This is a genomic window from Lawsonibacter faecis (assembly GCF_014287675.1).
Taxonomy (GTDB): Bacteria; Bacillota; Clostridia; order Oscillospirales; family Oscillospiraceae; genus Pseudoflavonifractor; species Pseudoflavonifractor faecis.
This window is the reverse complement of sequence record NZ_JACOPQ010000001.1, coordinates 399,153-424,139: the sequence shown is the minus strand read 5'-3', so window position 1 is coordinate 424,139 and position 24,987 is coordinate 399,153. Positions and strand designations below refer to the sequence as shown.

The 24,987-nt window shown below is 62.7% G+C and carries 25 protein-coding genes and 1 riboswitch; of the genes, 16 read left to right on the top strand and 9 right to left on the bottom strand.

Annotation, left to right across the window (positions count from 1 at the left end; translation table 11 throughout):
- The first annotated feature begins 119 nt into the window (after window positions 1–119).
- The 4 genes from H8S62_RS01925 to H8S62_RS01910 all read left to right on the top strand — a co-directional run bounded on the left by H8S62_RS01925 (window position 120) and on the right by H8S62_RS01910 (window position 5,274).
- On the top strand, window positions 120–1,598 hold the full coding sequence (locus H8S62_RS01925; RefSeq protein ID WP_186918303.1) for a S41 family peptidase: 1,479 nt from the start codon (window positions 120–122) through the stop codon (window positions 1,596–1,598).
- 220 nt (window positions 1,599–1,818) lie between these two features.
- Window positions 1,819–3,744, top strand: coding sequence for an NAD(+) synthase (locus H8S62_RS01920; RefSeq protein WP_155146973.1), 1,926 nt, complete (start codon window positions 1,819–1,821; stop codon window positions 3,742–3,744).
- Between the two features lie 358 nt (window positions 3,745–4,102).
- Window positions 4,103–4,681 (top strand): chromate transporter, encoded by a 579-nt coding sequence (locus tag H8S62_RS01915; protein WP_186918302.1) that lies wholly within the window; start codon window positions 4,103–4,105, stop codon window positions 4,679–4,681.
- Window positions 4,678–5,274, top strand: coding sequence for a chromate transporter (locus H8S62_RS01910; RefSeq protein WP_173023823.1), 597 nt, complete (start codon window positions 4,678–4,680; stop codon window positions 5,272–5,274). The genes H8S62_RS01915 and H8S62_RS01910 overlap by 4 nt, the downstream gene beginning before the upstream one ends.
- Window positions 5,275–5,377: 103 nt before the next feature.
- On the opposite strand, the gene H8S62_RS01905 is transcribed toward H8S62_RS01910, so the two are convergent.
- A complete protein-coding gene (locus H8S62_RS01905) occupies window positions 5,378–6,487 on the bottom strand; it encodes an AI-2E family transporter (protein WP_155146976.1) in 1,110 nt (369 codons plus the stop codon).
- 234 nt (window positions 6,488–6,721) lie between these two features.
- Here H8S62_RS01905 and nifS point away from each other — a divergent pair, with 234 nt between their 5' ends.
- The 6 genes from nifS to cysK all read left to right on the top strand — a co-directional run bounded on the left by nifS (window position 6,722) and on the right by cysK (window position 13,117).
- The gene (nifS, locus tag H8S62_RS01900; RefSeq protein WP_155146979.1) at window positions 6,722–7,888 is read left to right on the top strand and encodes a cysteine desulfurase NifS; all 1,167 of its coding nucleotides are present in this window, start codon (window positions 6,722–6,724) and stop codon (window positions 7,886–7,888) included.
- Between the two features lie 51 nt (window positions 7,889–7,939).
- Entirely contained in the window at window positions 7,940–8,374 is a 435-nt protein-coding gene (gene nifU, locus H8S62_RS01895) for a Fe-S cluster assembly scaffold protein NifU (protein WP_155146980.1), read from the top strand.
- 447 nt (window positions 8,375–8,821) lie between these two features.
- Window positions 8,822–9,826: an ATP-binding cassette domain-containing protein gene (locus H8S62_RS01890; RefSeq protein WP_186918301.1), complete on the top strand. Its 1,005-nt coding sequence runs from the start codon at window positions 8,822–8,824 to the stop codon at window positions 9,824–9,826.
- Window positions 9,819–10,592 carry a methionine ABC transporter permease gene (locus H8S62_RS01885; protein ID WP_186918300.1) on the top strand — a complete coding sequence of 258 codons (774 nt, stop codon included), beginning with the start codon at window positions 9,819–9,821 and terminating at the stop codon, window positions 10,590–10,592. The genes H8S62_RS01890 and H8S62_RS01885 overlap by 8 nt, the downstream gene beginning before the upstream one ends.
- A gap of 547 nt (window positions 10,593–11,139) precedes the next feature.
- A complete protein-coding gene (locus H8S62_RS01880) occupies window positions 11,140–12,021 on the top strand; it encodes a MetQ/NlpA family ABC transporter substrate-binding protein (protein ID WP_186918299.1) in 882 nt (293 codons plus the stop codon).
- A gap of 163 nt (window positions 12,022–12,184) precedes the next feature.
- Window positions 12,185–13,117 carry a cysteine synthase A gene (gene cysK, locus H8S62_RS01875; protein WP_186918298.1) on the top strand — a complete coding sequence of 311 codons (933 nt, stop codon included), beginning with the start codon at window positions 12,185–12,187 and terminating at the stop codon, window positions 13,115–13,117.
- A 94-nt stretch (window positions 13,118–13,211) separates the two neighbouring features.
- Here cysK and H8S62_RS01870 read toward each other — a convergent pair whose 3' ends face one another.
- The 3 genes from H8S62_RS01870 to H8S62_RS01860 are packed head-to-tail and all read right to left on the bottom strand — an operon-like array spanning window position 13,212 to window position 16,170.
- Window positions 13,212–14,363, bottom strand: a complete 1,152-nt coding sequence (locus H8S62_RS01870; RefSeq protein ID WP_186918297.1) for an ABC transporter substrate-binding protein — start codon at window positions 14,361–14,363, stop codon at window positions 13,212–13,214.
- Between the two features lie 59 nt (window positions 14,364–14,422).
- Entirely contained in the window at window positions 14,423–15,199 is a 777-nt protein-coding gene (locus tag H8S62_RS01865; protein ID WP_186918296.1) for an ABC transporter ATP-binding protein, read from the bottom strand.
- Entirely contained in the window at window positions 15,196–16,170 is a 975-nt protein-coding gene (locus H8S62_RS01860; protein WP_186918295.1) for a FecCD family ABC transporter permease, read from the bottom strand. Before H8S62_RS01860 ends, H8S62_RS01865 begins: the two co-directional genes overlap by 4 nt.
- Window positions 16,171–16,317: 147 nt before the next feature.
- Window positions 16,318–16,454: riboswitch (molybdenum cofactor riboswitch) on the bottom strand.
- A 78-nt stretch (window positions 16,455–16,532) separates the two neighbouring features.
- Here H8S62_RS01860 and H8S62_RS01855 point away from each other — a divergent pair.
- Window positions 16,533–17,039: a nucleoside-triphosphatase gene (locus H8S62_RS01855; RefSeq protein ID WP_186918294.1), complete on the top strand. Its 507-nt coding sequence runs from the start codon at window positions 16,533–16,535 to the stop codon at window positions 17,037–17,039.
- A 110-nt stretch (window positions 17,040–17,149) separates the two neighbouring features.
- On the opposite strand, the gene H8S62_RS01850 is transcribed toward H8S62_RS01855, so the two are convergent.
- A complete protein-coding gene (locus tag H8S62_RS01850; protein ID WP_155146997.1) occupies window positions 17,150–17,578 on the bottom strand; it encodes an RrF2 family transcriptional regulator in 429 nt (142 codons plus the stop codon).
- Between the two features lie 534 nt (window positions 17,579–18,112).
- Here H8S62_RS01850 and aroF point away from each other — a divergent pair.
- Together aroF and H8S62_RS01840 are read left to right on the top strand one after the other, a co-directional pair.
- Entirely contained in the window at window positions 18,113–19,129 is a 1,017-nt protein-coding gene (aroF, locus tag H8S62_RS01845; RefSeq protein ID WP_155146999.1) for a 3-deoxy-7-phosphoheptulonate synthase, read from the top strand.
- Between the two features lie 92 nt (window positions 19,130–19,221).
- Entirely contained in the window at window positions 19,222–20,088 is an 867-nt protein-coding gene (locus H8S62_RS01840; protein ID WP_155147001.1) for a prephenate dehydrogenase, read from the top strand.
- A gap of 56 nt (window positions 20,089–20,144) precedes the next feature.
- On the opposite strand, the gene H8S62_RS01835 is transcribed toward H8S62_RS01840, so the two are convergent.
- Both H8S62_RS01835 and H8S62_RS01830 read right to left on the bottom strand, forming a co-directional pair.
- A complete protein-coding gene (locus tag H8S62_RS01835; protein WP_186918293.1) occupies window positions 20,145–20,426 on the bottom strand; it encodes a hypothetical protein in 282 nt (93 codons plus the stop codon).
- An 80-nt stretch (window positions 20,427–20,506) separates the two neighbouring features.
- On the bottom strand, window positions 20,507–20,650 hold the full coding sequence (locus H8S62_RS01830) for a hypothetical protein (RefSeq protein WP_186918292.1): 144 nt from the start codon (window positions 20,648–20,650) through the stop codon (window positions 20,507–20,509).
- 266 nt (window positions 20,651–20,916) lie between these two features.
- Between H8S62_RS01830 and H8S62_RS01825 the strand changes: the two genes are divergently transcribed.
- From H8S62_RS01825 to H8S62_RS01815, 3 genes are all read left to right on the top strand, one after another.
- Window positions 20,917–21,177: a helix-turn-helix domain-containing protein gene (locus tag H8S62_RS01825; RefSeq protein ID WP_186918291.1), complete on the top strand. Its 261-nt coding sequence runs from the start codon at window positions 20,917–20,919 to the stop codon at window positions 21,175–21,177.
- A 6-nt stretch (window positions 21,178–21,183) separates the two neighbouring features.
- The gene (locus H8S62_RS01820) at window positions 21,184–21,477 is read left to right on the top strand and encodes a helix-turn-helix domain-containing protein (protein ID WP_341480998.1); all 294 of its coding nucleotides are present in this window, start codon (window positions 21,184–21,186) and stop codon (window positions 21,475–21,477) included.
- Between the two features lie 160 nt (window positions 21,478–21,637).
- A complete protein-coding gene (locus H8S62_RS01815; RefSeq protein ID WP_155147005.1) occupies window positions 21,638–21,982 on the top strand; it encodes a helix-turn-helix domain-containing protein in 345 nt (114 codons plus the stop codon).
- 265 nt (window positions 21,983–22,247) lie between these two features.
- On the opposite strand, the gene H8S62_RS01810 is transcribed toward H8S62_RS01815, so the two are convergent.
- Entirely contained in the window at window positions 22,248–24,266 is a 2,019-nt protein-coding gene (locus H8S62_RS01810; RefSeq protein ID WP_186918290.1) for an LTA synthase family protein, read from the bottom strand.
- Window positions 24,267–24,465: 199 nt separating this feature from the next.
- Window positions 24,466–24,945: a hypothetical protein gene (locus H8S62_RS01805; RefSeq protein ID WP_155147009.1), complete on the bottom strand. Its 480-nt coding sequence runs from the start codon at window positions 24,943–24,945 to the stop codon at window positions 24,466–24,468.
- Between the last annotated feature and the right edge of the window lie 42 nt (window positions 24,946–24,987).

The window sequence follows — 24,987 nt, the reverse complement described above, 5'->3', positions numbered from 1 at the left end:
CACATCAGGAGGGCGGAGAGGGCGTCCGGGAATGCCTTTTAAGCTATTTTAAATTGACTTCCCTTCCCACCCGGTGTAGAGTCAAATGCAAGACCAATAGAGGAAAGGAAGCGATCAGATTGAACAGGCATATGAGGCGGGGACTCACCGTCCTCTGCGCCCTGGCCCTGGCAGCGGGAAGCGCAGTGGCGGCCAGCACCATCACCACCCGCACCCTCCAGGCCCAGTACGCGGACATCTCGCTGGAGGTGAGCGGGCAGAAAATCACCCTCACCGACGCGAAGGGGAATCCGGTGGAACCCTTCGCCGTGGACGGGACGGTCTACATCCCCGCCCGGGCCCTGGGGGACATCCTGGGCAAGGAAGTGCTCTGGGACGCCTCGACCCACACCGTCTCCGTGGGCAAGGCGCCGCTGATGGAGGACGCGGAGACCCTCATCAGCGCCGTGGAGGGCTCCCACCCCGCCTTCCTCCTGAACCGGGTGCCGGAGGGCTATGCCGCCGCCAGGCAGGCCATGCTGGACACGGCGGGCGATCCCGCCAGCACCGCCGCCGACTTCGCCTGGAGCGCCCTGGCCTACACCGCCTCCCTCCGGGACGGGCACACCTCCATCAACCCGTTTGGAAACGGCGCTCAGGCCCTTCTGGACATCGGCTGGGCGGCGGACGGCGGCCATCTCTACCTCACCGATGAGACCGGCGCCGTCACCGAGACGGAAGTCACCGCCATCGGCGGTCTTCCCGTGTCCGGCGTCTTCGCCGCCGTGGATAAATACTTCGCGGCGGAGAACCAGTCCGCCCGGGACCTGAACCACGCCTACTGGGCGGCCAACAAAAACCTGCTCTTCAAGGCAGGGGCGGCGTTCAGCGAGGACTTCTCCGGCATGGCGGTCACCGTGGACGGCGAGGACCGAACGGTGGCCTTCGCCGTGCCCGACACCGCCTCTGCTGCGGAGGGCGGCGTAGTCTCCACCGAGCGGAAGGGCGGCGTGTTCTACGTGGACCTCAACCAGTGTGTGCTGGGCGAAGCGGTGGACGCCGCGGCGGCGGAGCTGGCCCAGGCCGTGAAGAGCGGCACCAGCAAGGTCATCATCGACGTGCGGGGCAACGGCGGCGGCAGCTCCGACGCCTGTCTCCAGCTGCTCCACGCCATGGACATGGAGGCCCCGGCGTACGGCGGGTTTGTGCGCTACTCCGAGCTTGCCCTGGACCAGTACCAGCCCTACAAGCGGGGGTATGCCAAGACCGAGGGGTCCGACGTCCAGGCACCCGACCTCTCCACCGCCAAGGCGAACCCCAAAATCAAGCTGGTGGTCCTCACCGACGAGAACACCTACAGCTCGGCCACAATGCTGGGCGTGTGGGTTCAGGACGGGAAGCTGGGCACCGTCATCGGCCGTCCCAGTTCCAATGCGCCCAGCAGCTACGGGGACATCCTCTATTTCATGCTGGACAATATCGCCGCCCAGGGCACCGTCTCCCATGTCCGGTGGCAGCGGCCCGATACCAATGCCGACCAGGAGACGCTGGTCCCCGACGTAGAGACCGCCGTGGGGGAGGACGCGCTCCAGGCCGCGCTGGACTATCTGGCAAGGTAGGCGGGCAATCACCCGGCGGGAGGCCGCCCGGGAGTGATGGGCCCGCATGTCTGCGGGCGGTGGGCGGCCTTCGCGCCGCCCGCCGGTTTTCTTGAACATCCCCCGGTCTGTGACCGGGGGATGTTGCTTTTTCAGGCAAATCGGGTTATCATAAAGACACATTTTTAGAACCTGTATCTGCGCATCTTCAGGTTCCTAACCTCAAAGGAGGTCTTGATTCATGCGAGACGGCTTTATCAAGGCGGCGGCGGGCACGCCGAGAATCAAAGTGGCGGACTGCCGGCACAACGCCGAGGCCTGCTTCAACCTGATGCGGGAGGCGGCGGCACAGGGAGTGCGGGTGCTGGCCCTGCCCGAGCTCTGCCTCACCGGGTACACCTGCGGCGATCTGTTTTTGCAGGACGCCCTGCTCCGGGGCGCCGAGGAGGCCCTCGCCACCGTACTGGAGGCCACCAAGAACCTGGACATGGTGACGGCTCTGGGCCTGCCCGTGCGGCACCGGAACAAGCTCTACAACTGCGCCGCGGTAATCAGCAGGGGGGAGCTCCTCGGCCTGGTGCCCAAGACCCATATCCCCAACTACGGTGAGTTCCACGAGGCCCGCTGGTTTGCCTCCGGGCAGGACCTGGGGGGGCCGGGCTGCGCCATCCCCTTCGCGGGACAGGCGGCGGTGGACCTCTCCGCCGGTCTGGTGTTCCGCTGCACGGAGATGCCGGCTCTCACCATCGGCGTGGAGATCTGCGAGGATCTCTGGGCCGCCCAGCCGCCCTCCCTGCGCCTGGCGGCGGAGGGAGCCACGTTGATTTTGAATCTCTCCGCCAGCGACGAGACGGTGGGCAAGGCCGCTTACCGCCGGGAACTGGCCGCCGGACAGTCCGCCCGGCTCTGCTGCGGCTATGTGTACGCCGACGCGGGGGAGGGGGAGTCCACCACTGACATGGTATTCACCGGCCACAACCTGATTGCGGAGAACGGGAGGCTGCTGGCCGAGCGGCGCTTTGCCACCGGCCTCACCGTCTCCGAGCTGGATGTGGACGCGCTGGCCTATGAGCGGCGGCGGATGAACACGTTCCCCGCCGCGGGCCGGGAGACCTCCGCCAGGGATTTCTCCCTGGAGCCGGGCACCACGACCCTGACCCGTCATATCTCCGCCACGCCCTTCATCCCTGAGAACGGCGGCGAGCGGGCCGAGCGCTGCGAGGAGATCATCAAGATCGCCGCCCTGGGTCTCAAGCAGCGGCTGGAGCACACCGGGGCCAAAACTGCCGTGGTGGGACTCTCCGGCGGGCTGGACTCCACCCTGGCCATTCTGATCACCGCCGTGGCGATGAAGCTGCTCAGCCGTCCCGCCAGCGATATTATCGCCGTCACCATGCCCTGCTTCGGTACCACCGACCGCACCCGGGACAACGCCGTGGAGCTGGCGGGCCGCCTGGGCGCCACCCTCCGGCGCATCGATATCGGCGAGGCGGTAAAGCAGCACTTTAAGGATATCGGCCAGTCCATGGAGAACCACGACGTGACCTTTGAGAACGGCCAGGCCCGGGAGCGGACCCAGGTCCTCATGGACATCGCCAACCAGAACGGCGGCCTGGTGGTGGGCACCGGCGACCTCTCCGAGCTGGCCCTGGGCTGGGCCACCTACAACGGCGATCATATGTCCATGTACGGCGTCAACGCGTCCATCCCCAAAACCCTGGTGCGCCATTTGGTGTCCTATGTGGCGGGGGACAAGGCCGAGGAGGACAAGCGCCTCTCCGACGTGCTGGAGGACATTCTGGACACCCCCGTCTCCCCGGAACTGCTCCCCGCCATCGAGGGCAGGATCTCCCAGAGGACCGAGGACCTGGTGGGGCCCTACGAGCTCCACGACTTCTTCCTCTACTATATCGTCCGCTGGGCCTTTCCGCCCCGAAAGGTCCTCCGTCTGGCCGAGCAGGCCTTCGGCCGGCGGTACGACCGGGCCACCATCCTCAAGTGGCTGCGGACCTTCTACCGCCGGTTCTTCTCCCAGCAGTTCAAGCGCTCCTGCCTGCCCGACGGCCCCAAGGTGGGCTCCGTCACCCTCTCCCCCAGGGGCGACTGGCGAATGCCCAGCGACGCGTCGGCCCGGCTGTGGCTGGAGGAACTGGAGGGCCTGGAGTAAGAAAAAAGGAAAAGTGAAAGGTGCAAAAGCCGGTCCTCTGGGAATCCCGGGGCTGATTTTATCTGCGGGGGGCGAGTGAATTGCCCCCCGCATCAAGGTTTCGCCGGTGGCGAAACGCTTGGAGAACGTACACACGCGGGAAAGCTGGTGGACTGCTGGGCATGAATCGATATCCGGACCTGTTTTTAACCTTCGCCCGCATCGGCGTGTGTATCCCTGCGGGCCGGGAGCCCGCTGGGACCCCGGGGGCTGATTTTATCTGCGGGGGGCGAGTGAATTGCCCCCCGCATCAAGGTTTCGCCGGTGGCGAAACGCTTGGAGAACGTACACACGCGGGAAAGCTGGTGGACTGCTGGGCATGAATCGATATCTGGACCTGTTTTTAACCTTCGCCCGCGTCGGCGTGTGTACGTTCGGCGGCGGGTATGCCATGCTCCCCATCCTCCAGCGGGAGGTGGTGGAGAAAAAGGGCTGGGCCACCGAGGACCAGCTCGCCGACTACTACGCCGTGGGCCAGTGTACCCCGGGCATTATCGCTGTGAATACCGCCACCTTTGTGGGGTACACCGAGGCCGGCATGTTCGGCGGTATTCTGGCGACGCTGGGCGTGGTCTTTCCATCCATTATCATCATTGCGGCCATCGCCGCCTTCTTGCAGAATTTTGCCGACATCCCCCTGGTGGTTCACGCCTTTGCCGGGGTCCGGGCCTGCGTGGCGGCCCTCATCCTCTCCAGCGTGCTGAAGCTGATGAAAACCACCGTGAAGGACCTGCCCACGGTGATGCTGTTCCTCATAATTCTGCTGCTGTCGATCTGCTCCGGGCCTATCTCTGCGGCGGCTCCGGCGGCCTCCTTCCTGGTGTCCCCCGTGTTTCTGGTGGTGGTGGCCGGGGTGTGCGGACTTTCGGTCCGCGCGGCGAGGGGGTGGAAGGCGTGATTTTCCTGCGGCTTTTTTACGAGTTTTTTAAGGTCGGCCTCTTCTCTGTGGGCGGGGGCCTTGCCACTATCCCCTTTCTCCAGCACATGGGGGAAGCCACCGGGTGGTTCGGCGCGGGGGACCTGGCGAACATGATCGCCGTCTCCGAGTCCACTCCCGGGGCCATGGGGGTGAATATGGCCACCTATGTGGGCTTCACCGTGGGGGGCCGCGCCGGGATTCCCATGGGACAGGTGCTGGGCAGCGTGACGGCCACGCTGGGGCTGATTGCGCCGTCCATAATCGTCATTCTGATAATCGCAAAGTTTTTGCAGAAGTTCCGGCAGAGCAAGCTTGTGGACGGCGTGTTCTATGGCCTGCGTCCCGCCTCCACGGGGCTGATTGCCGCCGCCGGAGTGGGCGTGGCGAAAATCGCCCTCCTCACCGGTGCGGCCTGGACGGGCTTTGCCGCCCTGACAGCCGTGGTAAGCTGGAAAGCCGTGGCGCTGGCCGCCGCCGTCTTCATTTGCCTGCAAATCAGGCCGCTGAAAAAGCTCCATCCAGTGGTCTTCATTGCCGCGTCCGCCGTGGCCGGTATCCTGTTCCGGATGTGAGGTGCCCGATAATAACGGCCCCTACGGGCCCTTGCATTCATAGGGAACAGCCGAGAGAAAAGGGCCTCCCTGCCGTCGGCAGGGAGGCCCTTTTCATAGATAATTATGCCTCGCCCAGCCGCTTGTGGACATTCCGCCGCAGCAGGGTATACAGCACCGACGCGATGGGCACGCTGACCAGGATGCCAACGAACTGGAACAGTCCGCCGCCCACGGTGACGGCGGTGAGTACCCAGATGGCGGGCAGGCCGATGGAGGAGCCCACCACCCTGGGGTAGATGACGTTGCCCTCGAACTGCTGGAGGCAGAGGAGGAAGATGAGGAAGATGAGGGTCCGCACGGGGGAGACCATAACCAGCAGAATGGCGGACAGCGCCCCGCCCACGAAGGCGCCCACCATGGGGATGAGGGCGGACACGCCGATGATGATGCCGATTAGGGGGGCGTAGTCGGCTTGGATGAAGAGCATCCCCAGGGTGGTCATGCCGCCCAGAATACAGGCCTCAATCAGCTGGCCGGTGACGAAAGCAGTGAAGGTGTCGGACGTGAGATGGACCACGTCGGTGACCCAGGCGGCCGCCCGCTTGGGGGCGTAGGCCTTGAGCACCCGGCGGCACTGGGAGAGAAGCTTATCTTTTCCCGAGAGCATATAGGCCGAGAAGATGATGGACAGGAAACCGGTGACCACCACGGAGATGATGTTGCCCGTGATGGTGACCAGCTGGGGCACGGCGGTGGTGAGGGTGTTGACCACGCCGCTGAGGGCGGTCTTGATGAGCTCGGAGAAATTGGACAGGTCCAGGGTCTCCAGGTGGAGGGTGGAGAGCAGCGCGTTGAGCCAGCCCTGGACATTCTGCATATAGCCGTTCATGCTGCCCAGGAAGAGCTGGATGCTCTCCACCAGCTTGGGCAGGACGATGGAGAAGAAGGCGCCGATGAGGACGATGAGCAGAAGGTAGGAGGTGGCCACTGCCAGCGGACGGGCGAGCCCCTTGGCCCTGGTGCGATCCAGGCCCCTGCTGTAGAGCCTGCAGAAGGCGTGGCAGGGCCGGTTGAGTACGAAGGCGATGGCAAAGCCGATGAAGAGGGGCTGGAAGAGGCCCAGCACCGTGCCGAAGAGACCGCGCAGATCGTCGAATTTCACGATGACCAGCACCAGCACCACCGCGTAGGTGATAATCCACAGAATGCTGCGGAAGAGCTTTTTGTCCATATGACCGCTCCTGTCGGTAATATTTTGCAGATTGTTTCCTACTATATATATCATTGAGGACTTGGGCAAGTCAATTAAAATCCCATTAAGTATTTTGGCTGAGGAAAATTTTTGGATTCCACTGACGAAAAAAACCGGATAAACCCTTGACAATCTTGGAGCAGGAATCTATAATCATAGTAAACTAATAGGAATTAAGGGGATTGCGCACCACAGTCTGAAAGGAGTATATCCATGAAGAGAAATGTCTATGCAGACCACGCGGCCACCACGGCCCTTTCCGATACCGCTCTTAACGCCATGCTGCCCTATTTTCAGGAGAAGTTCGGCAACCCGTCAAGCCTCTACGGCTTCGGACAGGCGGCCAAGGCCGATTTGGACGCCGCCCGGGCGGAGGTGGCCGCGTGCCTGGGCGCCAAGCCAGACGAGATCTTCTTCACCTCCGGCGGCACTGAGGCCGATAACTGGGCCCTCCGGGGCGTGGCCGAGGCCCGGGGAGGGAAGGGCAGGCACATCATCACCTCCACCATCGAGCACCACGCCATCCTCCACACCCTTCGGTATCTGGAGAAGTACGAGGGCTTCCAGGTGACCTATCTGGGCGTGGACAGCGAGGGCTTTGTGAATCCGGCGGATGTGAAGGCCGCTATCCGGCCCGACACCATTCTCATCTCCATCATGTCCGCCAACAACGAGATTGGCACCATTGAGCCCGTCACCGAGATTGGTGCCATCGCCCGGGAGGCGGGGGTCCTCTTCCATACCGACGCCGTCCAGGCCGTGGGCCATATTCCCGTGAATGTGGACAGGTGGAACGTGGATCTGCTGTCCCTCTCGGGCCACAAGTTCCACGGCCCCCGGGGCGTGGGCGTTCTCTATGTGAGAAAGCCCCTGCGCCTGCCGCCCCTGATCCACGGCGGCGGACAGGAGAAGGGCCGCCGCTCCGGCACGGAGAACGTGGCCGGCGCCGTAGGGCTGGCCGCCGCGCTGAAGGAGGCCGCCGCCCATCTGGACGGGGAGGGGGCGCGCCTGACCGCCCTCCGTGACCGCCTGATGGACGGGCTGCTGTCCGCCGTGCCCCGCTGCAAAATCACCGGGCCCCGGGAGAACCGGCTTCCCGGCACCGCCTCCCTGGTCTTCGAGTGCGTGGAGGGGGAGTCCATTCTCCTGCGGCTGGACGCAATGGGCATTCAGTCCTCCTCCGGCTCCGCGTGCTCCTCCGCGTCCCTGGACCCGTCCCATGTGCTGCTGGGCATCGGCCTGCCCCACGAGATCGCCCACGGCTCGGTGCGCCTCTCTCTGGGCCGGGAGAACACGGGTGAAGATGTGGATTATATGCTCAAGGTCATACCGGAAGTAATCGCAGGCCTGCGGGCCATGTCCCCAATTTGGGAGGACTGAGATCAAACTGTAGGGGCGGCCATTGGCCGTCCGCCGAGAAAGGAACGGCTTATGTACTCTGAAAAGGTAATGGATCACTTCTCCAACCCCCGCAATGTGGGCGAGGTGGAAAACCCCAACGCCGAGGGCCAGGTGGGCAATCAGAAATGCGGCGATATTATGAAGATGACCATGCGCATTGAGGATGGGGTCATCGTGGATGTGAAGTTCAAGACCTTTGGCTGCGGCGCCGCCGTGGCCACCAGCTCCATGGCCACCGAGCTGGTGAAGGGCAGGACCATCGAGGAGGCCCTCACCCTCACCAACGCCGCCGTGGCCGAGGCGCTGGACGGACTGCCCCCCCAGAAGCTCCACTGCTCCGTTTTGGCGGAGGAGGCCATCAAGGCCGCCATCGCCGACTACTACACCCGCCAGGGCATCGACCCGTCCCCCATTGTGGGAGAGGGCTGCGTGGGCTGCTGCGACTGCTGCGGACACGAGCACTGAAAAGGGGCGGGTCGATGCCCGTCCCAAGCGTTTTGGCCTCTGCCGCGGGCCAAAACCTTGATGCCGGGCGGATTCACTCCGCCCAGGCAGATAGAAATACCGGGGTCCCCGCCGGCCTGTCCGGGCGGGGATATCGACCCGTCCCCCATTGTGGGAGAGGGCTGCGTGGGCTGCTGCGGCGGCGGGCACTAAGATTTCTATATATGAAAAGGGACATGGCATGCCATGTCCCTTTTCATATATACCGCAAATTTGCCGGTTGACAACCCCCAATCCTTGTCATACAATCTAATCTGTATTGATATGCCTGTATTCCTGCACAATCTGACTGTAAGGAGGGATGGACCGTGACAAAAACCTTATGCAGGACCTACTATCCCTCCGGTGAGCGAATGTGAAGCTCCGCCGTTTTGTATATGAAGCGAACTAGACGAAGGAGACTTTGCTGTGATTGAGATAAAACGCCTATCGAAGACCTTTCCCACGGCGGAGGGTACCTTTACCGCTTTGGACGACGTGAACCTGACGATTTCCGACGGGGATATCTACGGCATCGTGGGTATGTCCGGCGCGGGCAAATCCACCCTGGTGCGCTGCATCAATCTGCTGGAGCGGCCCACCTCGGGCCAGGTGGTCATCGACGGCGAGGACATGATGGCCCTCAGCACCCGGGCCCTGCGGGAGAGGCGCCGCTCCATCAGCATGATCTTCCAGCAGTTTAACCTGCTCATGCAGCGCACCTGCCTCAAGAACATCTGCTTTCCCATGGAGATCGCGGGCGTCCCCAAGGAGGCGGCGCGGAAGCGGGCGCTGGAGCTTTTGGACATCGTGGATCTGCCCGACAAGGCGGATTCCTATCCCGCCCAGCTCTCCGGCGGCCAGAAGCAGCGCATCGCCATCGCCCGTGCCCTGGCCAGCGACCCCAAGGTCCTGCTGTGCGACGAGGCGACCTCCGCCCTGGACCCCACTACCACCCGCTCCATCCTCCGCCTGGTCCAGGACATCAACAAGCGCCTGGGCATCACCGTGATTGTCATCACCCATGAGATGACGGTGGTGGAGGAGATCTGCTCCCATGTGGCGGTGCTGGAGCACGGCCGCGTCATGGAGACCGGCACCGTGGAGGAGGTCTTCTCCAACCCCAAGACCGAGGCGGGCCGCAGGCTGGTCTACCCCGACGGGGCGGCCATCGACCAATTCCCCGTCCACCATGTGGTCCGAGTGGTCTTCAACGGCGGCTCCTCCTACGAGCCGCTCATCGCCTCCCTGGCCATCGACTGCGGCGTGAGGGTGAACATACTCGGGGCGGACACCCGGAATATTGACGGCAAGGCCTTTGGCTCCATGCTGCTGGGCCTGCCCGAGGACAGCGCGGAGGCCGCCAGGGCCCTGAGCTATATCCGCGCCCAGCGGGACGTAACGGCGGAGGAGGTGCACGACTACCATGGATAAATTTATCAGCGGCGTGACGGAGGCCCTCACCAACCCCAAAATGCAGCAGGAGTTTCTCAGCGGCACCTGGGAGACCATCTATTCTACCTTCCTCGCCACCCTCCTGGCCTGCGTGCTGGGCCTGGTGCTGGGCGTGGTTCTGGTCACCGGCGGGAAGGACGGCATACGCCCTCTGCCCTCGCCCTTGATGAAGGTGCTCAACTTCATTGTCAACATCCTGCGCTCGGTGCCCTTCCTGATTTTGATGATGATGCTCCTGCCCGTCTTCAAGCCCATTATCAAGACCACCATCGGCACCCCCGCCGCCATCCTGCCCCTGACCGCGGCGGCGGCCCCCTTTGTGGCCCGGCTGGTGGAGACCTCCCTTCGGGAGGTGGACAAGGGCGTCATTGAGGCGGCGCAGTCCATGGGCTGCTCCACCATGCAGATCATCTGTAAGGTCATCCTGCCCGAGAGCAAGCCCGCCCTCATAGGGGGCTTCACTACCGCCCTCATCACCATTCTGGGGTATGGGTCCATGGCCGGCTTCATCGGCGGCGGGGGCCTGGGTAAGATCGCCATCAACTACGGGTACAACAAGTATAATTACGGCGTCATGTTCGTGGCTGTGGTCCTTATCGTGGTGCTGGTGCAGATTTTCCAGACCATCGGCACCCGGGTGGCCGCCCGCTGCGACAAGCGTATCGCACGCACGAACAGGCGGAGCAGAGCGGCGGAGCTGCGCAAAGAGATGCGGAAAAACCGGCATGCGCCGGGTGCAATGTAACATGCAGGCGCCCGCGGGGACAAGCGGTTGCTCCTGCGCGGAAAAAAGGGTAATTTCGTAGGCGGGGACAAGTCGCGGGCGCTTGTCCCCGCCGCTTTTGTGCATAATGCCGCATTGACATTTGCAGTGGTACGGTAGTAAACTAGGTGCAACCCAAGAAAACCGAATAACGCTTACCTAAAGGCAAGGAAGAGAAGAGTAAGCGGAGAGATACGTCACAGAGAGCCCGGATTGGTGGGAACGGGTACGGAAGGCTTCGCCGAACATGGTCTCAGAGCCGCGCACCGAGTGCCCTGGGCATTAGGCTGCGACGGGGGCGCCCGTAACAGCGCAGGAGTATCGGAGGGGAATCCCCGTCCCGCACTCTGTAAGGCCCGTGGTCCGTGAGGAACGGGTGAAGCAAGGTGGTACCACGAAGCGAAAGCTCTCGTCCTTGACATGGTTCAAGGGCGTTTTTTTGTACCCAGTTTGGGTGAACACCGCCGCGGAAGGTACCCCGGGGCGGATCACATAACAAAACCGATGCAATGAAAAGGAGATACGCGATATGAAAAAGCTTGTCACTTTGCTCCTCTCCGGCGCGCTGACCCTGGGCCTTCTGGCCGGGTGCTCCAGCGCCCCTGCCGGCGGCGACACCCAGACCCCCGGCGCCTCCCCCAGCACTGCGGCCTCCGCCCAGCCCAGCGCCGCACCCACCGAGAACGTCACCATCAAGGTGGCCGCCTCCCCCACGCCCCACGCCGAAATACTGGCGGTGGCCAAGGACATCCTGGCTGAGCAGGGCATCACCCTGGACATCATTGAGTTCACCGACTACATCCAGCCCAATCTGGTCACCGAGGATGGCCAGGTGGACGCCAACTACTTCCAGCACATCACCTATCTCAACAACTTCAACGCCGAGCAGGCCACCCATCTGGTGAGCGTGGCCGACCTGCACTACGAGCCTTTCGGCATCTACGCCGGCAGGACCGCCGCCCTGGCCGACCTGAAGGACGGCGCCCAGATCGGCGTTCCCAACGACCCCACCAACGGCGGCCGCGCCCTCCTGCTCCTCCAGGAGCAGGGCCTCATCACCCTGGAGGACGGCGCGGGCCTGGAGCCCACCAGGCTGGACATCAAAGACAATCCCCGGGGCTTTGAGATCGTGGAGATGGAGGCCGCCCAGCTGCCCCGCTCTCTGGACAGCCTGGACCTGGCCGTCATCAACGGCAACTATGCCATCCAGGCCGGCCTGAACGTGGCCGACGCCCTGGCCATCGAGGCCGCCGACGGGACCGCGGGCACCGCCTACGTCAACGTGCTGGCCGTGGCCGAGGGCCGGGAGGAGGACCCCGCCATCCAGGCCCTGGTGGCCGCACTGGAGTCCGACGCGGTCAAGACCTTCATGGAGGAGACCTACGGCGGCGCCGTCGTTCCCGTCTTTTAAGGACCTGTGCCGATTGCCGGAGATTGGCAGTGAAGCGGCGATGGAAGCAGGTTCTGGGTCTTGACACAGCGGCAAAACTGACATAAACTAAGAGAAACCCCGAAGCCGGGGTTTCTCTTAAGGTCGAAATCATAGTATTCATAGTGAATAAGGAGGAATAAATATGAAGGTCGCCCATTCCCTCACCGACCTCATCGGCAATACGCCCCTGCTGGACCTGGAGCGCTATGGCGCCCGGGCGGGCGCGGAGGCCCGGATTCTTGCCAAGCTGGAGTGCTTCAACCCCCTCAGCTCCGCCAAGGACCGGGCGGCTTACTACATGATTCTGGACGCGGAGGAGAAGGGCGTCCTCAAGCCGGAGACCGTCATCGTGGAGCCCACCAGCGGCAACACCGGCGTGGGCTTGTCGTACATCGCCGCCATCCGGGGGTACCGGGTGATTCTCACCATGCCCGAGACCATGACCACGGAGAGGCGCAGTCTTCTGGCGGCTCTGGGGGCCGAGCTGGTCCTGACCCCCGGCGGCGAGGGCATGAAGGGGGCCATTGCCAAGGCCAGGGAGCTTCTGGAGACCCTGCCCTCGGCCTGGATGCCCGGACAGTTTGACAACAAGGCCAACGCCAGGGCCCACTATGAGACCACCGGCCCCGAGATTTGGCGGGATACCGACGGCACGGTGGACGTTCTGGTGGCGGGGGTGGGCTCCGGCGGCACGGTTTCCGGCGCGGGGCGGTACCTGAAGGAGCAAAATCCCAATGTCAGGGTCATTGCCGTTGAGCCCGCCGAGTCCCCTGTCCTCTCCGGCGGCAAGCCCGGTCCCCACAAAATCCAGGGCATCGGCGCGGGCTTCGTCCCCGGCGTGCTGGAGAGCGAGGTGGTGGACGAGGTGGTGCGGGTGACCGGCGCGGAGGCCTGCGCCGCCGCCAGGCTCCTCTCCAAGACAGAGGGGCTGCTGGTGGGCGTCTCCTCCGGCGCGGCGGCGGCAGCCGCCCTGGCCCTCTCCAGACGGCCGGAGTTCGCCGGGAAGAACATTGTCGCCGTCCTGCCCGATACCGGCGAGCGGTATCTCTCCACCGACCTCTTCAAGGGAGAGTAGGAGAGTCCGGCAGGCGATTCATAAATTGTCTGGCCGCCGCCGGTCCAAGCGAAGAGCCGCACCCGGAAAACCGGGTGCGGCTTTTTTGCGTTTTTTACTTCTTCCCGGTAGAGTTCGCCGTGAGCGCGTCGAACTGCTCCTGGGTGAGGTCGCAGTGGTAGAAGAGCTTGTAGTAGCGGGCGACCTCGGTGTAGAGGTCGTAGTCCACATATGCGGGGTAGAGGAGGCTGCCCATCCAGAGCATACCCAGATAGCGGTTGACGGAGGGGGGGAAGCCCATCCAGTTGTAGGGCCCGAAGGGGACCTCGTAGTAGTCGCCGTTCCGGATGGCCTTGAGGCTCTGCCAGGTGGCGTCACCGTCCACGGTGGCGTAGATGCTCTGCGGTGCGAAGAGGATGACGTCCGGGTCCCACAGAATCAGCTGCTCCATATCGGACTCGTTGCCGGTGCCCTTGGAGGAGGGGGCGTCCACCACGGCCAGATTGTTGGTCATGAGGTCGAGCACCTCGCCGTGGTAGGAGTCTTTGGCGATGACGTTCAGCCCCTCGTCGCCCAGGCAGTAGAGGACGTTGGCCCTGTTGTCGCCCACCTTCTCCATGAGGGAGAGGGTATTTGCATAAATTTCGTCGCAGTAGTCGGCGAGGACGGCGGCCTCCTCCTCCAGGCCCAGCAGCTCGCCCAGCAGGCGGTAGGTGTCGCCCATGGTGGCGGTGTAGGCGTCGATGTGGACGGCGGGGATGCCGAGCTGCTCGCTCATGGCGTCCATGTCCTCCGCGATGGTCTTCTTTGGCTCGCCGATGTCGATGATGACCTGGGGATCGGCGGCGGCCAGGGTCTCCAGATTCAGCTCGCCCGCGCTGGAGCCGTAGAGCTGGCCCAGGACGGGGAGATTATAGTAGCTCCCGTCGATGAAGCTTTCCGTCTCCTTGGACCACTTGGAGGCGATGCCCACGAACTTGTCCGGGGCCAGGGCGAAGAGAACAATCTGGGCCATGGGGCCGGAGGGGGCGATGCGGCTGATGTCGGCGGGGATCTCCACCGTGCGGCCGCAGGAGTCGGTAAAGGAACGGGTGCCGGCGGCGGTGGGTTCCACCGAGGGCTCGGCGGAGGGGGCCGCGCTGGGGGAGGGGGAGCCGGAAGCGGACGGGGTGGGATCTGTGCCGGGCTGGGCGGGGGTCTGGGCGCAGGCGGCCAGGGAGAATACCATGGCCAGAGCGAGGAGCAGAGACAGGGCTTTCTTTTGCATTGTAATTCCTCCTTACAAAATGGTGCGTGGCGGAAGGGAAGGCGGTTCGCCGGGAGTTGCTATTCCAAGATATCCTTTGGGATACACACCCGCATCTGATCGCCGCGGAGGGACTCCACCTCCACGTCCACGCCGTAGAGGCTTCGTACCAGCCCGGCGGTGAGCACCTCACGGGGCGCGCCGTGGGCCAGTACCTGCCCGTCCCGCATAGCGAGAATCCGGTGGGAGAAGAGGTAGGACTGCTCGGGGTTATGGGTGGACTGGATGATGGCGTACCCCTCCCCGGCCAGGGCACGGACCTTTGTGAGGACCCGGAGCTGGTTGCCGTAGTCCAGGTTGGCGGTGGGTTCGTCCATGAGGAGCACCGGCGAGCGCTGCGCGAGGGCCCGGGCGATGAGGACCAGCTGCCGCTCTCCCCCGGAGAGCTGCGTATAGGACCGCTGGGCGAGGGCCTCAATGCCCAGCCGCTCCAGGGCCTCGTGGGCAGCGCGCTCCTCCTTTTTCCCCGGCGGGGTGAGCGCCCCGGTCTGGGAGGTGGTGCCCATGAGCACCATGTCGAACACGCTGTAGTTAAAGGCTGGGTAGTTGGACTGGGGAATGTAGGCCACCCGCTTGGCAAGCTCCCTGGCCCCCAGGTCCCTTACGCTCCGGCCGTCCACCGTGATGGAGCCGGTGTAGCCCTTGAGAAGCCCCAGAATGCAGCGGAACAGGGTGCTCTTGCCCACGCCGTTGGGGCCCAGGACGGAGAGCAGGGTGCCCCGATCCAGGGCGAAGCTCACATCCCGGAGGACGGGCCGCTCCCCATAGGAGAAGGAGAGGTTCTGCACCTCAATCATGTCACGTCCCCTCCCTTCATCATCAGGTAGAGGAAGAAGGGCGCGCCCACGAAGGCGGTGAGGATGCCGATGGGCAGCTCGGTGGCGTAGAGGTTGCGGGAGATATTGTCCACAATGAGGAGGAAGAGGGCCCCCAGCACCATGGACGCGGGCATGAGATAGCGGTAGTTGCTGCCCACCAGCTTACGGCACAGGTGGGGGATCACCAGCCCCACCCAGCCGATGGCCCCGCACACCGCCACGCCCGCGGCGGTGATGAGGGTGGCGGCCAGAATGACGATGAGCCGCACCGCCTTGGCGTTGACGCCCATGGCCCTGGCCTCCTCGTCCCCCATGGTGAGGACCCCCAGCTGCCAGCGCAGGAGAAAGAGGACCAGAAGCCCCGCCAGCATGGGCACGCAGGCGAAGACCACCGCGTCCATTTTGGCCCCCGACAGGCTGCCCATGAGCCAGTAGGTGATTTTCGGCAGGGCCTCATTGGGATCGGCCACCAGCTTGAGATAGGAGGTCCCGGCCTCGAAAATGGAGCTGACGACGATGCCTGCCAGGATGAGGCTCATCACCCGCTTGCCCTTGGCCCGGCTGCTCACCAGCCACACCAGGGCCACGGTCACGACGCCGAACAAAAAGGCGGAGACCATGGTGGCCCGGGTGCCCATGCCGGCGATGATGGCCAGGGAGGCGCCGAAGGCCGAACCCTTGGTAGCCCCCAGAATGTCCGGAGAGGCCATGGGGTTCTGAAAAATCCCCTGATAGGCGGCGCCCGCCGCCGACAGGGAGCAGCCCACCATGCACGAGAGGAGGATGCGGGGAAGGCGGACGTTGAAGAGGATGGTCTCCATATTGGGCACCCAGTAGGGCTCGATGGGAAAGACTTTGGAACATACGATGCCGAACAGCTCGGCCGGGGAGATGGAATAGCGCCCCAGCGAGAAGGAAAAGACCACCGCAGCCAGAAGCGTAGCGGCCATCCCCCAGATCAGCCCTGCCTTTTTGCGGTTGCTCTGGATCAGACTGCCCGTAAGCGCCGCCTCCTCTCACGAAAAATGGAAAGAAAAATACCCCCGCCGAAAAGGCGGAGGTACGGAACGGAAGCACCCTGCCGTCAAAGCGGCACGGTACCCTCGTAACCTCTCCTTTTCAAACACGGAAGGCCCCGCCGTTTCCGGCGTGGACCCGAAGGACCGTTCTGGACGGTCCCGGCCGGCGCACCCTAGTGACCCTTAGGCGCGCGGGCTCGGAGAAAGAATTGAATTGTTGGCTGTTCAGGATTATACTGGTAGCATCATACTAGGTTTCAGTCCAACTGTCAATCTTTTTGGAGGTGCGGGGAATGCATCTTTTTCTCACCGGGGCCGTTCAGTGCGGTAAGAGCACAGTTGTCGATAAGGTATTGGAGCGTGTCAAGCCGTCCGTGGGCGGCTTCCGCACCGGTTTCGGCCCGGACCGCGGGGAGCCGGACCGGCTGCTCTATCTCTGGCGGGCCGGGGAGCCGCCCGTCTATGACGAGTCCCGGGCAGTGGCCCGGATAGCGGCCTGCCGTCCCACGCCCCTGCCCGGGCGGTTTGATGCCCTGGGCACGGCCTGCCTCGCCTTCGACCGGCCCCCGCAGCTCATCATCATGGACGAGTGCGGACGGCTGGAGCGGGACGCCCTGGCGTTTCAGCGGGCGGTCCTGGACACGCTGGCGGGGGAGGTCCCCGTGCTGGGCGTGGTTCGGGAGGGCTTCCCCGGCTGGACACGCGCCGTGGCGGAGCACCCCAAGGTGGAGATCATAGAGGTGAATCGGCTTAACCGCGACACCCTGCCCGACCGGATTGCCGTCCGCCTGGGATTCTAAGGCATTGCGATAAAACGGCAGACGGCGCGCCCAAAAGCCGCGCCCCATCCCGGCAAAAACCCCCTGGCCGCGCGTCCGCCGCGGCCAAGGGGTTTTTGTTTCCCGTCCCATCAATCCCCGTTGGGGCATTTCTCATGGTAGCGCGCCACCAGATCCTCCAGAGTGATGTGGTCCACCACACCGTCCACGGCGGCCTGGATCTTCTGCCAGACCTCCAGCGTAACGCATTGGTCCGCCCGCTGGCAGCAGTCCCCGCCGGAGACGCAGCTCACCGGGGCGAGGTTGCCCTCCAGCTGCCGCAGGATCTCGCCCACGGTGTAGTCCACGGGCTCCCGGGTCAGCAGATAGCCGCCACCCGCGCCCCGGACGCTGCGCACCAGTCCGCCCCGGGCCAATTGGGTGACGATCTGCTCTAAGTACTTGTCGGAGATCTCCTGCCGCTCCGCCACGTCCCGCAGGGGGACGGCCGTGCCCTTGGCGTGGATGGCCAGGTCCAGCATGAGCCGAAGGGCATAGCGCCCCTTGGTGGAAATTTTCATATCCGCATTCCTCCGCTCAGGAAGTGTCTTTTGGGTTATATATTATAATACCACGGGTTTTCTAGGGATTCAAGCTAAAAAACCTGGAGAATGCGCTTGACAAGTTAAATGAATGTCCGGAGAATGGAGCGGCAGACATGACGGTGCGACAGAAGATGTCCGGTGCCGGAGCTCTCCGACGCCTCCAACGGCATGCTGGACCTGAAGGCGGGTTAAAAAAGTGCTTGACTTTAGCGCCAAAAAGTAGTAAAGTACGAACAACCAAGCAGAGGGAGGACCTCATCCTATGTGCAGAAACTTCGGTTATGGATACGGCTATTACCGCTATTACTTTAGCGGTTACTTTGCCTGCCCATAACCGGTTTGCCAGGGAGCGGTCCTCATATTTGATATGAGCGGACGTAAACCACGGCGGCCTGTTGGGCCGCCGTGGTTTTTTGTTTGCAGAAGCGCCGAGCCGCCGAACAGGGGAGCTTGGACCGGAGCGGGGCTTGCAGGGCGAAGGAAATCGTTCGACAGAAAGGGAGCGTCAATATGGTAGTCATTTTAAAGCAGAATTTCACCCTGGAGCAGATGGAGGAGGCTGTCCGCAGCATGGAGGCGGGCGGCGTCAAGGTGATGGTGTCCAGGGGCAGCGAGACCACGATTCTGGGCGCCGAGGGCGACGCCAGCCGTCTGGATGAGGAGTTTCTCTCCCAACTCCCCGGCGTGGAGCGGGTGATGCGGGTCAGCGAGCCCTTCAAGAAGGCCAACCGCAAGTTCCACCCCGATGACTCGGTGATTGAAATAGGCCCGGGCGTGCGCGTGGGCGGGCAGAAGCTGGCCGTCATCGCCGGCCCCTGCTCGGTGGAGAGCCAGGAGCAGATCACCGGCGTGGCCCGGGACGTGAAGACCGCCGGGGCCTCCGCCCTCCGGGGCGGGGCCTACAAGCCCCGCACCTCGCCCTACGCCTTTCAGGGCATGGGCACCAAGGGCATCGACTTCCTGATGGAGGCCCGGGAGGCCACCGGCCTGCCCATCGTCACGGAATTGATGAGCGCCGACCAGCTCCCCCTCTTCGAGGAGTGCGTGGACGTGATTCAAATAGGCGCGCGGAATATGCAGAACTTCGACCTTTTGAAAAAGGTGGGCAGGACCAGCAAGCCCATCCTGCTGAAGCGGGGCCTCTCCTCCACCATTGAGGAGTGGATCATGTCCGCCGAGTACATTCTGGCCGGGGGCAACCCCAACGTGATCCTCTGCGAGCGGGGCATCCGCACCTTTGAGACCTACACCCGCAACACCCTGGACCTCTCCGCCGTGCTGGCGGTGAAGCAGATGTGCCACCTCCCCGTGGTGGTGGACCCCTCCCACGCCTGCGGCAAGGCCTGGATGGTGGAGCGGATGAGCCTGGCGGCCATCGCCGCCGGGGCCGACGGCCTCATTGTGGAGGTCCACAACGACCCCAAGAACGCCCTGTGCGACGGCGCCCAGTCCATCACGCCCGCCCAGTTCGGGGACCTGATGGGCAAGGTGGGCACCATCGCCGCCTGCGTGGGCCGGAGCGTGTAGGAAGAGGCCGGGCGGGAACCAGGCCCCCCGCTGGATGGGGGCCTGCCCCGCCGAAGTCAACCCGCAGCATTTTTCGTCTGGAGGTCATCACCATGAAAAAAACCATCGCCGTCGTGGGCCTGGGTCTCATCGGCGGGTCGCTGGCCCTGGCGCTGAAGGGCTTTGAGGATTTTGAGATTGTGGGCGTGGATGTGTCCCAGCCCACCCTGCGCTTCGCAGCAGAGCACGGCGTGGGTGACGCCGTTACCGCCGACGCCATGGAGGTCGTCCCCCGGGCCGACGTGACCGTCCTCTGTCTCCACCCCCGGGGCATCGTCCGTTTTCTGGGGGAGTACCGGGACGTGTTCAAGCCCGGCAGCCTGGTCACCGACGTCTGCGGTGTGAAGACCTCCATCATGGCCGGGGCGGAGATTCTGCCGGAGGGCGTGGACTTCATCGGCTGTCACCCCATGGCGGGCACCGAGTTCTCCGGCATTGAGCACGCCTTCGCCGAGATGTTTCAGAAGTCCCACCTGATTCTCACACCCCGCCCGTCCAGCACCCCGGAGCACGTTTCCCTCATGGAGCGCATGGGGGCGTACATCGGCTGTAAGGACGTGGTGAAGACCACCCCGGAGGAGCACGACGCCATCCTGGCCTACACCAGCCAGATGATGCACATCATCGCCCTCTCGGTCTGCGACGACGAGCAGCTCTTTGCCTGCAAGGGCTTTGAGGGCAGCTCCTTCCGGGGCTGCACCCGGGTGGCGGCGCTGGACGTGTCCCTCTGGACCGAGCTCTTCTCCATGAATTCCCCCGCCCTGCTCTCGGCGGTGGACCGCCTGGAGGAGAACCTCCACGCCTACCGGGAGGCCCTGGCCTCCGGGGATGTCAAGGCCCTCTCGGACAAGCTGGCCCACTCCGCCGGGCGCAAGCGGCGGATGGACCTGGAGGGGCCGGACACCCTGACCCTGGAATAACCCCCGCGGCGCATACGGCAGCTCTGCCGTATGCGCCGCGTTTTTTCGCCCCCACCTCATATCCTGCGGGCCGGCCGTGGGAGCGTTCTGATGATGAAAGAGACCAGGAGCGGGAAGGGGGCGTGGCGGTCGCAGCGGCAGGTAATCTTCTTCTCTGTGCAGACGAGGGCCGTGGAACGGTCCTGACCGGCCCACAGCAGGGAGCGGGCGCCGAATCTGCTCTGCAGGTCGGGGATGAGGTCATAGCTGCCGTCGTCCTCCTGCAGACCCGCCATAATCAGCAGGCCCGCCGGTCCCCCGGCAAGAAGACGCTCCGCGCTGTTCCCGTCCCATGCCACCCCGGCCACGTCCAGGGCTGTACAGCGGAACAGAAAATACTGCAGGGCCAGAGCCTGGGCGTACAGGCGGTCGGCCAGAATCAGAACCCGCCCGGAGCGGGGCAGTAATAGTCTCCGGCGGTCTCCCGCAGGGCGCGCTCCAAGGCCTCCTCCAAATCCGCCTGCCCCGTCTCTGCGCCCAGGAGGGCGGTGAATCCCGCCTCCTCACAGCGCCGGTTGCGCATGATGCGCCCTCGCTCCGCGAGGGCCTCCGCCCGCGCCAGAATCTCTGCGCACGCCTGCGGGCATAGCCCATATCCTGCAAAAGATCGTCCCAGGTTTTTTCCACGTTTTTACCCCCTATGCCTGTAAAAGGCATTAAACTGGATAACCTATATATGGGTAATTACAAACTACCAGCCTTTGGGTGATAAGTCAACCTATATATGGGTAATCTGGCCTGTTTTCTCTGTTACGATGATAAAAATAGAGAAAGCGGGCAGGGGCGGTTATGACGTATAATGAAGTGATTGCTAAGCGCATTTTGGATTTGTGCAATGCACGTGGTATTGCAATTAATAAACTTGCGAGTATGAGTGGCGTCAATCAGTCCACGGTCGATAATATCGTCCGTGGAGTTTCAAGAAATCCTCGTATTATGACACTACACAAGATTGCCTATGGACTTAATATGACAGTATCGGAATTCCTTGATTTTAAAGAGATGAATGAAATGACTTTTGAGGAAGATTCAGCTGAGGATGACGAATAGGAGAAGGTGACCAGCGACCCCATAAACATGAGAGAAGAAAATAAAAAGGTGCGTGTAATGGACACGATACAGGCTGTTAAAAATCGTATTCTAAGATTATGTGAGGAACATGGTCTCACAATTAACGCCCTTGCAACAGTTTCGGCATTACCTCCTTCCTCTGTGAAAAACATTCTTTATGGGAAAAGCCAGAATCCCAAGTTATTGACGATTAAAATGATCTGTGATGGACTAGGGATTACACTCGGAGAGTTTTTTAATACTTCTGAGTTTAATGATCTGGAACAGGAAGTGAAATGAGCGCAGCTCCATCCGCGAAGGTCTCCGCCCGCGCCAGAATCTCTGCGCACGCCTGCGGGCATAGCCCATATCCTGCAAAAGATCGTCCCAAGTCCTCATTATTTACCAACCCCTTTCTATCAGCATTACATAAACTAATGCTAAAAGGTGGTGTTGTTGAATGAAAGAGAAAAAGGATATAAATATAAAGGTTGGAGAACGAATCAAAAATGCCAGGGAGAAGGCGGGACTGACACAGGAAAAATTTGCGGAATTGCTCTCGTTGAGCGCAAAAAACATCTCTGCAATTGAGCGCGGTGCGGTTGGCATTTCCCTGACCACACTACAAAAAATATGCGAGACCTTATCTATTTCGAGCGATAGGATACTTTTTGAATCTCCGGATGAGAACAGTGAGGCAGAATTACTTGCTGGACGCATGAAACGCTTAGCGCCAGAACAATTTAAAATTGCAAAAGATATTTTAAACAAGGTGTTTGAAGCCTTTGCGTTGGTTGGGAAATAATAACATATATTTTATGGGCTTCGTACTTTGCGTGAAGACAGGGATTTACTTTATGCTGATATTGCAGAGGTACTGGGAACCAGCCAACGCTAATAAAAATGAGAGATAATAATAAAAAATTGCACCGACGGCGGCCATTGAGCACCCGGAGAAACGCAGCCGGTAGCAAGACTTGCCGGGTAACATTTGCTCGAAGGCCGCTCTTGCCGATCAAAATATAAAAAAGCAGCCGCGGAACGGTGAGGGGGCCGTTCCGCGGCTGCTTTCATGACCTGCCCGGCAGGAAGAAAAAGTCCTCCAGCCGGTTCTCCCGGTCGTCAAAAAGCTCGTTATACTGTAAAATCTGATATTTCCCCAGGGCATCCCGGGCCGTCTGGGACAGCTCCGAGAGGTTTTCGTGCCAGCTCCCGTCGGTGTCCATATACCCCACCGCGTTGACGGCGGGGACGGTCTCGCTGAGCCCGCTCAGAAACTGCTGATAGCCGGTCATGGGCAGGCGCGCCGTCTCCATAAGCAGGGAGGAGAGGTAGTTGATGGAGGTCTCCACACCCTCCTGCTCCGGGATATCGTAATTGGCCCACAGGACAAAGGGCACCGCCTGCTTTTTCTGGGCCTGAGCCGCCGTGGGGGAGGACCCCAGCAGCTCGGTGTAGAAATTGGTGGCCACCTGGGGCTGGTGGTCGCCGTACATGAGAATCATGGTGGGCTCCTCCACCCGGGAGAAGTAGTCCACCAAGTACTCGAAGGCCCTGTCGCTCTGGTACACCAGGCTCAGGTACTGGTCCACGGTGGAAAAGCGCCCCTTCATGTCCCCCGTGAGCCAGACCTCCCTGGGCAGCGTGGTCCAGGGCACGGAGTAACCGCTGTGGTTCTGCATGGTGACGTTGAAGAGAAAGAGGGGCTCGCCCTCGTCCTTCTCCTCGTAGAGGCGGATGAGATTTTCATAGTTGGACCGGTCGGTCACATACCCGCGATAGGTCTCCCGGTCGGTAAAGTCGTCCAGAAAGAGCCAGCGGTCGAACCCCAAATCCCCATAGACCGCCACCCGGTTCCAGCCGGAGGAGTAGTAGGGGTGCATGGCGACGCTGGTATACCCCAGCGCGTTCATCTGGGCGACCAGGGATTCGGACCCCTCCTTGACGTAGAGGTGGTAGGGCACCGTCCCGGCGGGGAGGAAGGCGGTGGTATTCCCGGTGAGGAACTCATACTCCGAGTTGGCGGTGGTGCCGCCGAAGACCGAGGCGTAGGCCGTGCCCTTGACGGTGTTCTCGGTGAGGGAGTGGATAAAGGGCATGGGGTCCTGGTTAGTCTCCAGGCCAAAGGTCTCCGTCAGGTCGGAGAGGGACTCGTTCATAATCACGATGACGTTTACCGGCTGGGTGTCGTCCGTCCCCGTCCCCGTGCCCACCGTGGGCACGCCGGCGGCGTCCACGCCGCCGGCAATCCGGCTGAGCGCCTCCTGGGAGTACCCATCCGGCTCGCCCACACTGCTGTACCGCAGGCAGACCGAGAAGTTGAGCACGAAGCCGTTGCCCCGGGTGGTCCACATGGACGGCTCCACCCCGACAGTGGAGAGGAAGGGAGTGCCGAAGAAGACCGCCAGGAAGGCGGCTCCCGCCAGCCCCGCCGGAAGCGCGGAGCGGAGCCGGGGCCGGGCGCGGCGCTCCTGCCGGGGCAGGGCCAGCAGCACCAGCAGAAAAATTGCCAGCACCAGGCAGGTGAGCATCTGGGTCCTGTCGAAATCATAGCGGTAGTTGGAGGCCACGTTGGCCGCGGTGCCCAGGGTCAGCAGGTCCCCGGGAAAGATGGTGCGGCCCCGGAAGTTGATGACATAGTGGTTGGCCATGCCCAGCATCCAGAAGAGGGCGGCCGCAATGCCGCAGCTCAGGTTCCGCCGCCCGCATATCAGCCAGATGAGAAAGGCCGCCAGATAGTAAAACGCCAGATTCAGGCACACCTGAAGGGGGGTAAAGCTGGTAAAGGGGTTGTTCCAATTGAGGACCTCCACCAGGCAGTAGCCCAGGAAGGGCCCCGCGGCCCAGAAGGCCCGGGATAGGATTGCGCCCACCCCCCCGCCCAGCCGGAGCCGGACCGGGACGGGCAGGGCCAGCGCGGCGGCCCAGAGTCCCGCCTGCCACCAGACGAAGCCGAAAGCGGTGAGCCCCGCCCAGGCGGCGGCAAAGATTATCGCGGCCAGAATCAGGCCGCGCTTCCAGAGCCAGCCGGGGAGGGCGCCCCGTCCGGCGGTGGTTCGCGTACTGCGAAAAGGCGCTAATTTTTCCATTCCATATCCTCTTTAAAACAAAGCGAGGGGGCGGCGGCGCCGCCCCCGGAATTTTGACTGCCGCCGAACGGCAGATGAAGCGGATTCTTCAACCTCCATATTACGTGGGGGCGACTGAAAGAATACCCCGATTTTACATTGGAAACAAGAGAAAAAATCAAAAGAATTTGTGAAGTTTTTATGACCGGGGGGGGCGGGACTAGGCGGACGCCCGGAAAATCCAGCACTCCTGAATAAAGGACTCCTGCATGGCCCTGTCCGGGGAGAAGATCAGGATACCGGTGCCGCCGCCGCTCAGTCGGTAGAGCAGATAGCGCTTGCTCCTTGGGTCCAGGAACAGGTGGGCCCTGGTCACCCGGCTGGCCTGCCTCGCGGAGAGCTGGCCGGGGAGGTAAACGCCGCAGGAGAGAATGTCCCCGGAGGAGATGGCGAGGCAGGGCCGCTCGTGTCCGCCCCGCCCCTGGAAGACCAGAAGCTGGTCTCCCTCACAGCGGTAGGTCCAGGAGATGGCATAGTAGGGAAGGGACGCTGCCGGCACGGCCAGGACGAGGGGGAGCAGGAGCCGGGGATCGATACCCAGAGTACGCGCAAGCCAGAACGCGGCAAGGCCGCAGCACAGGCACAGGACGCAAAAACGCGCCGGGGCGTACTTCCGGTAGAGCTGCTGTTCCTTTCTCACGGGGCGATCCTCCTCTCGGGGCGGCTGCGGGCCGCGTCCCAG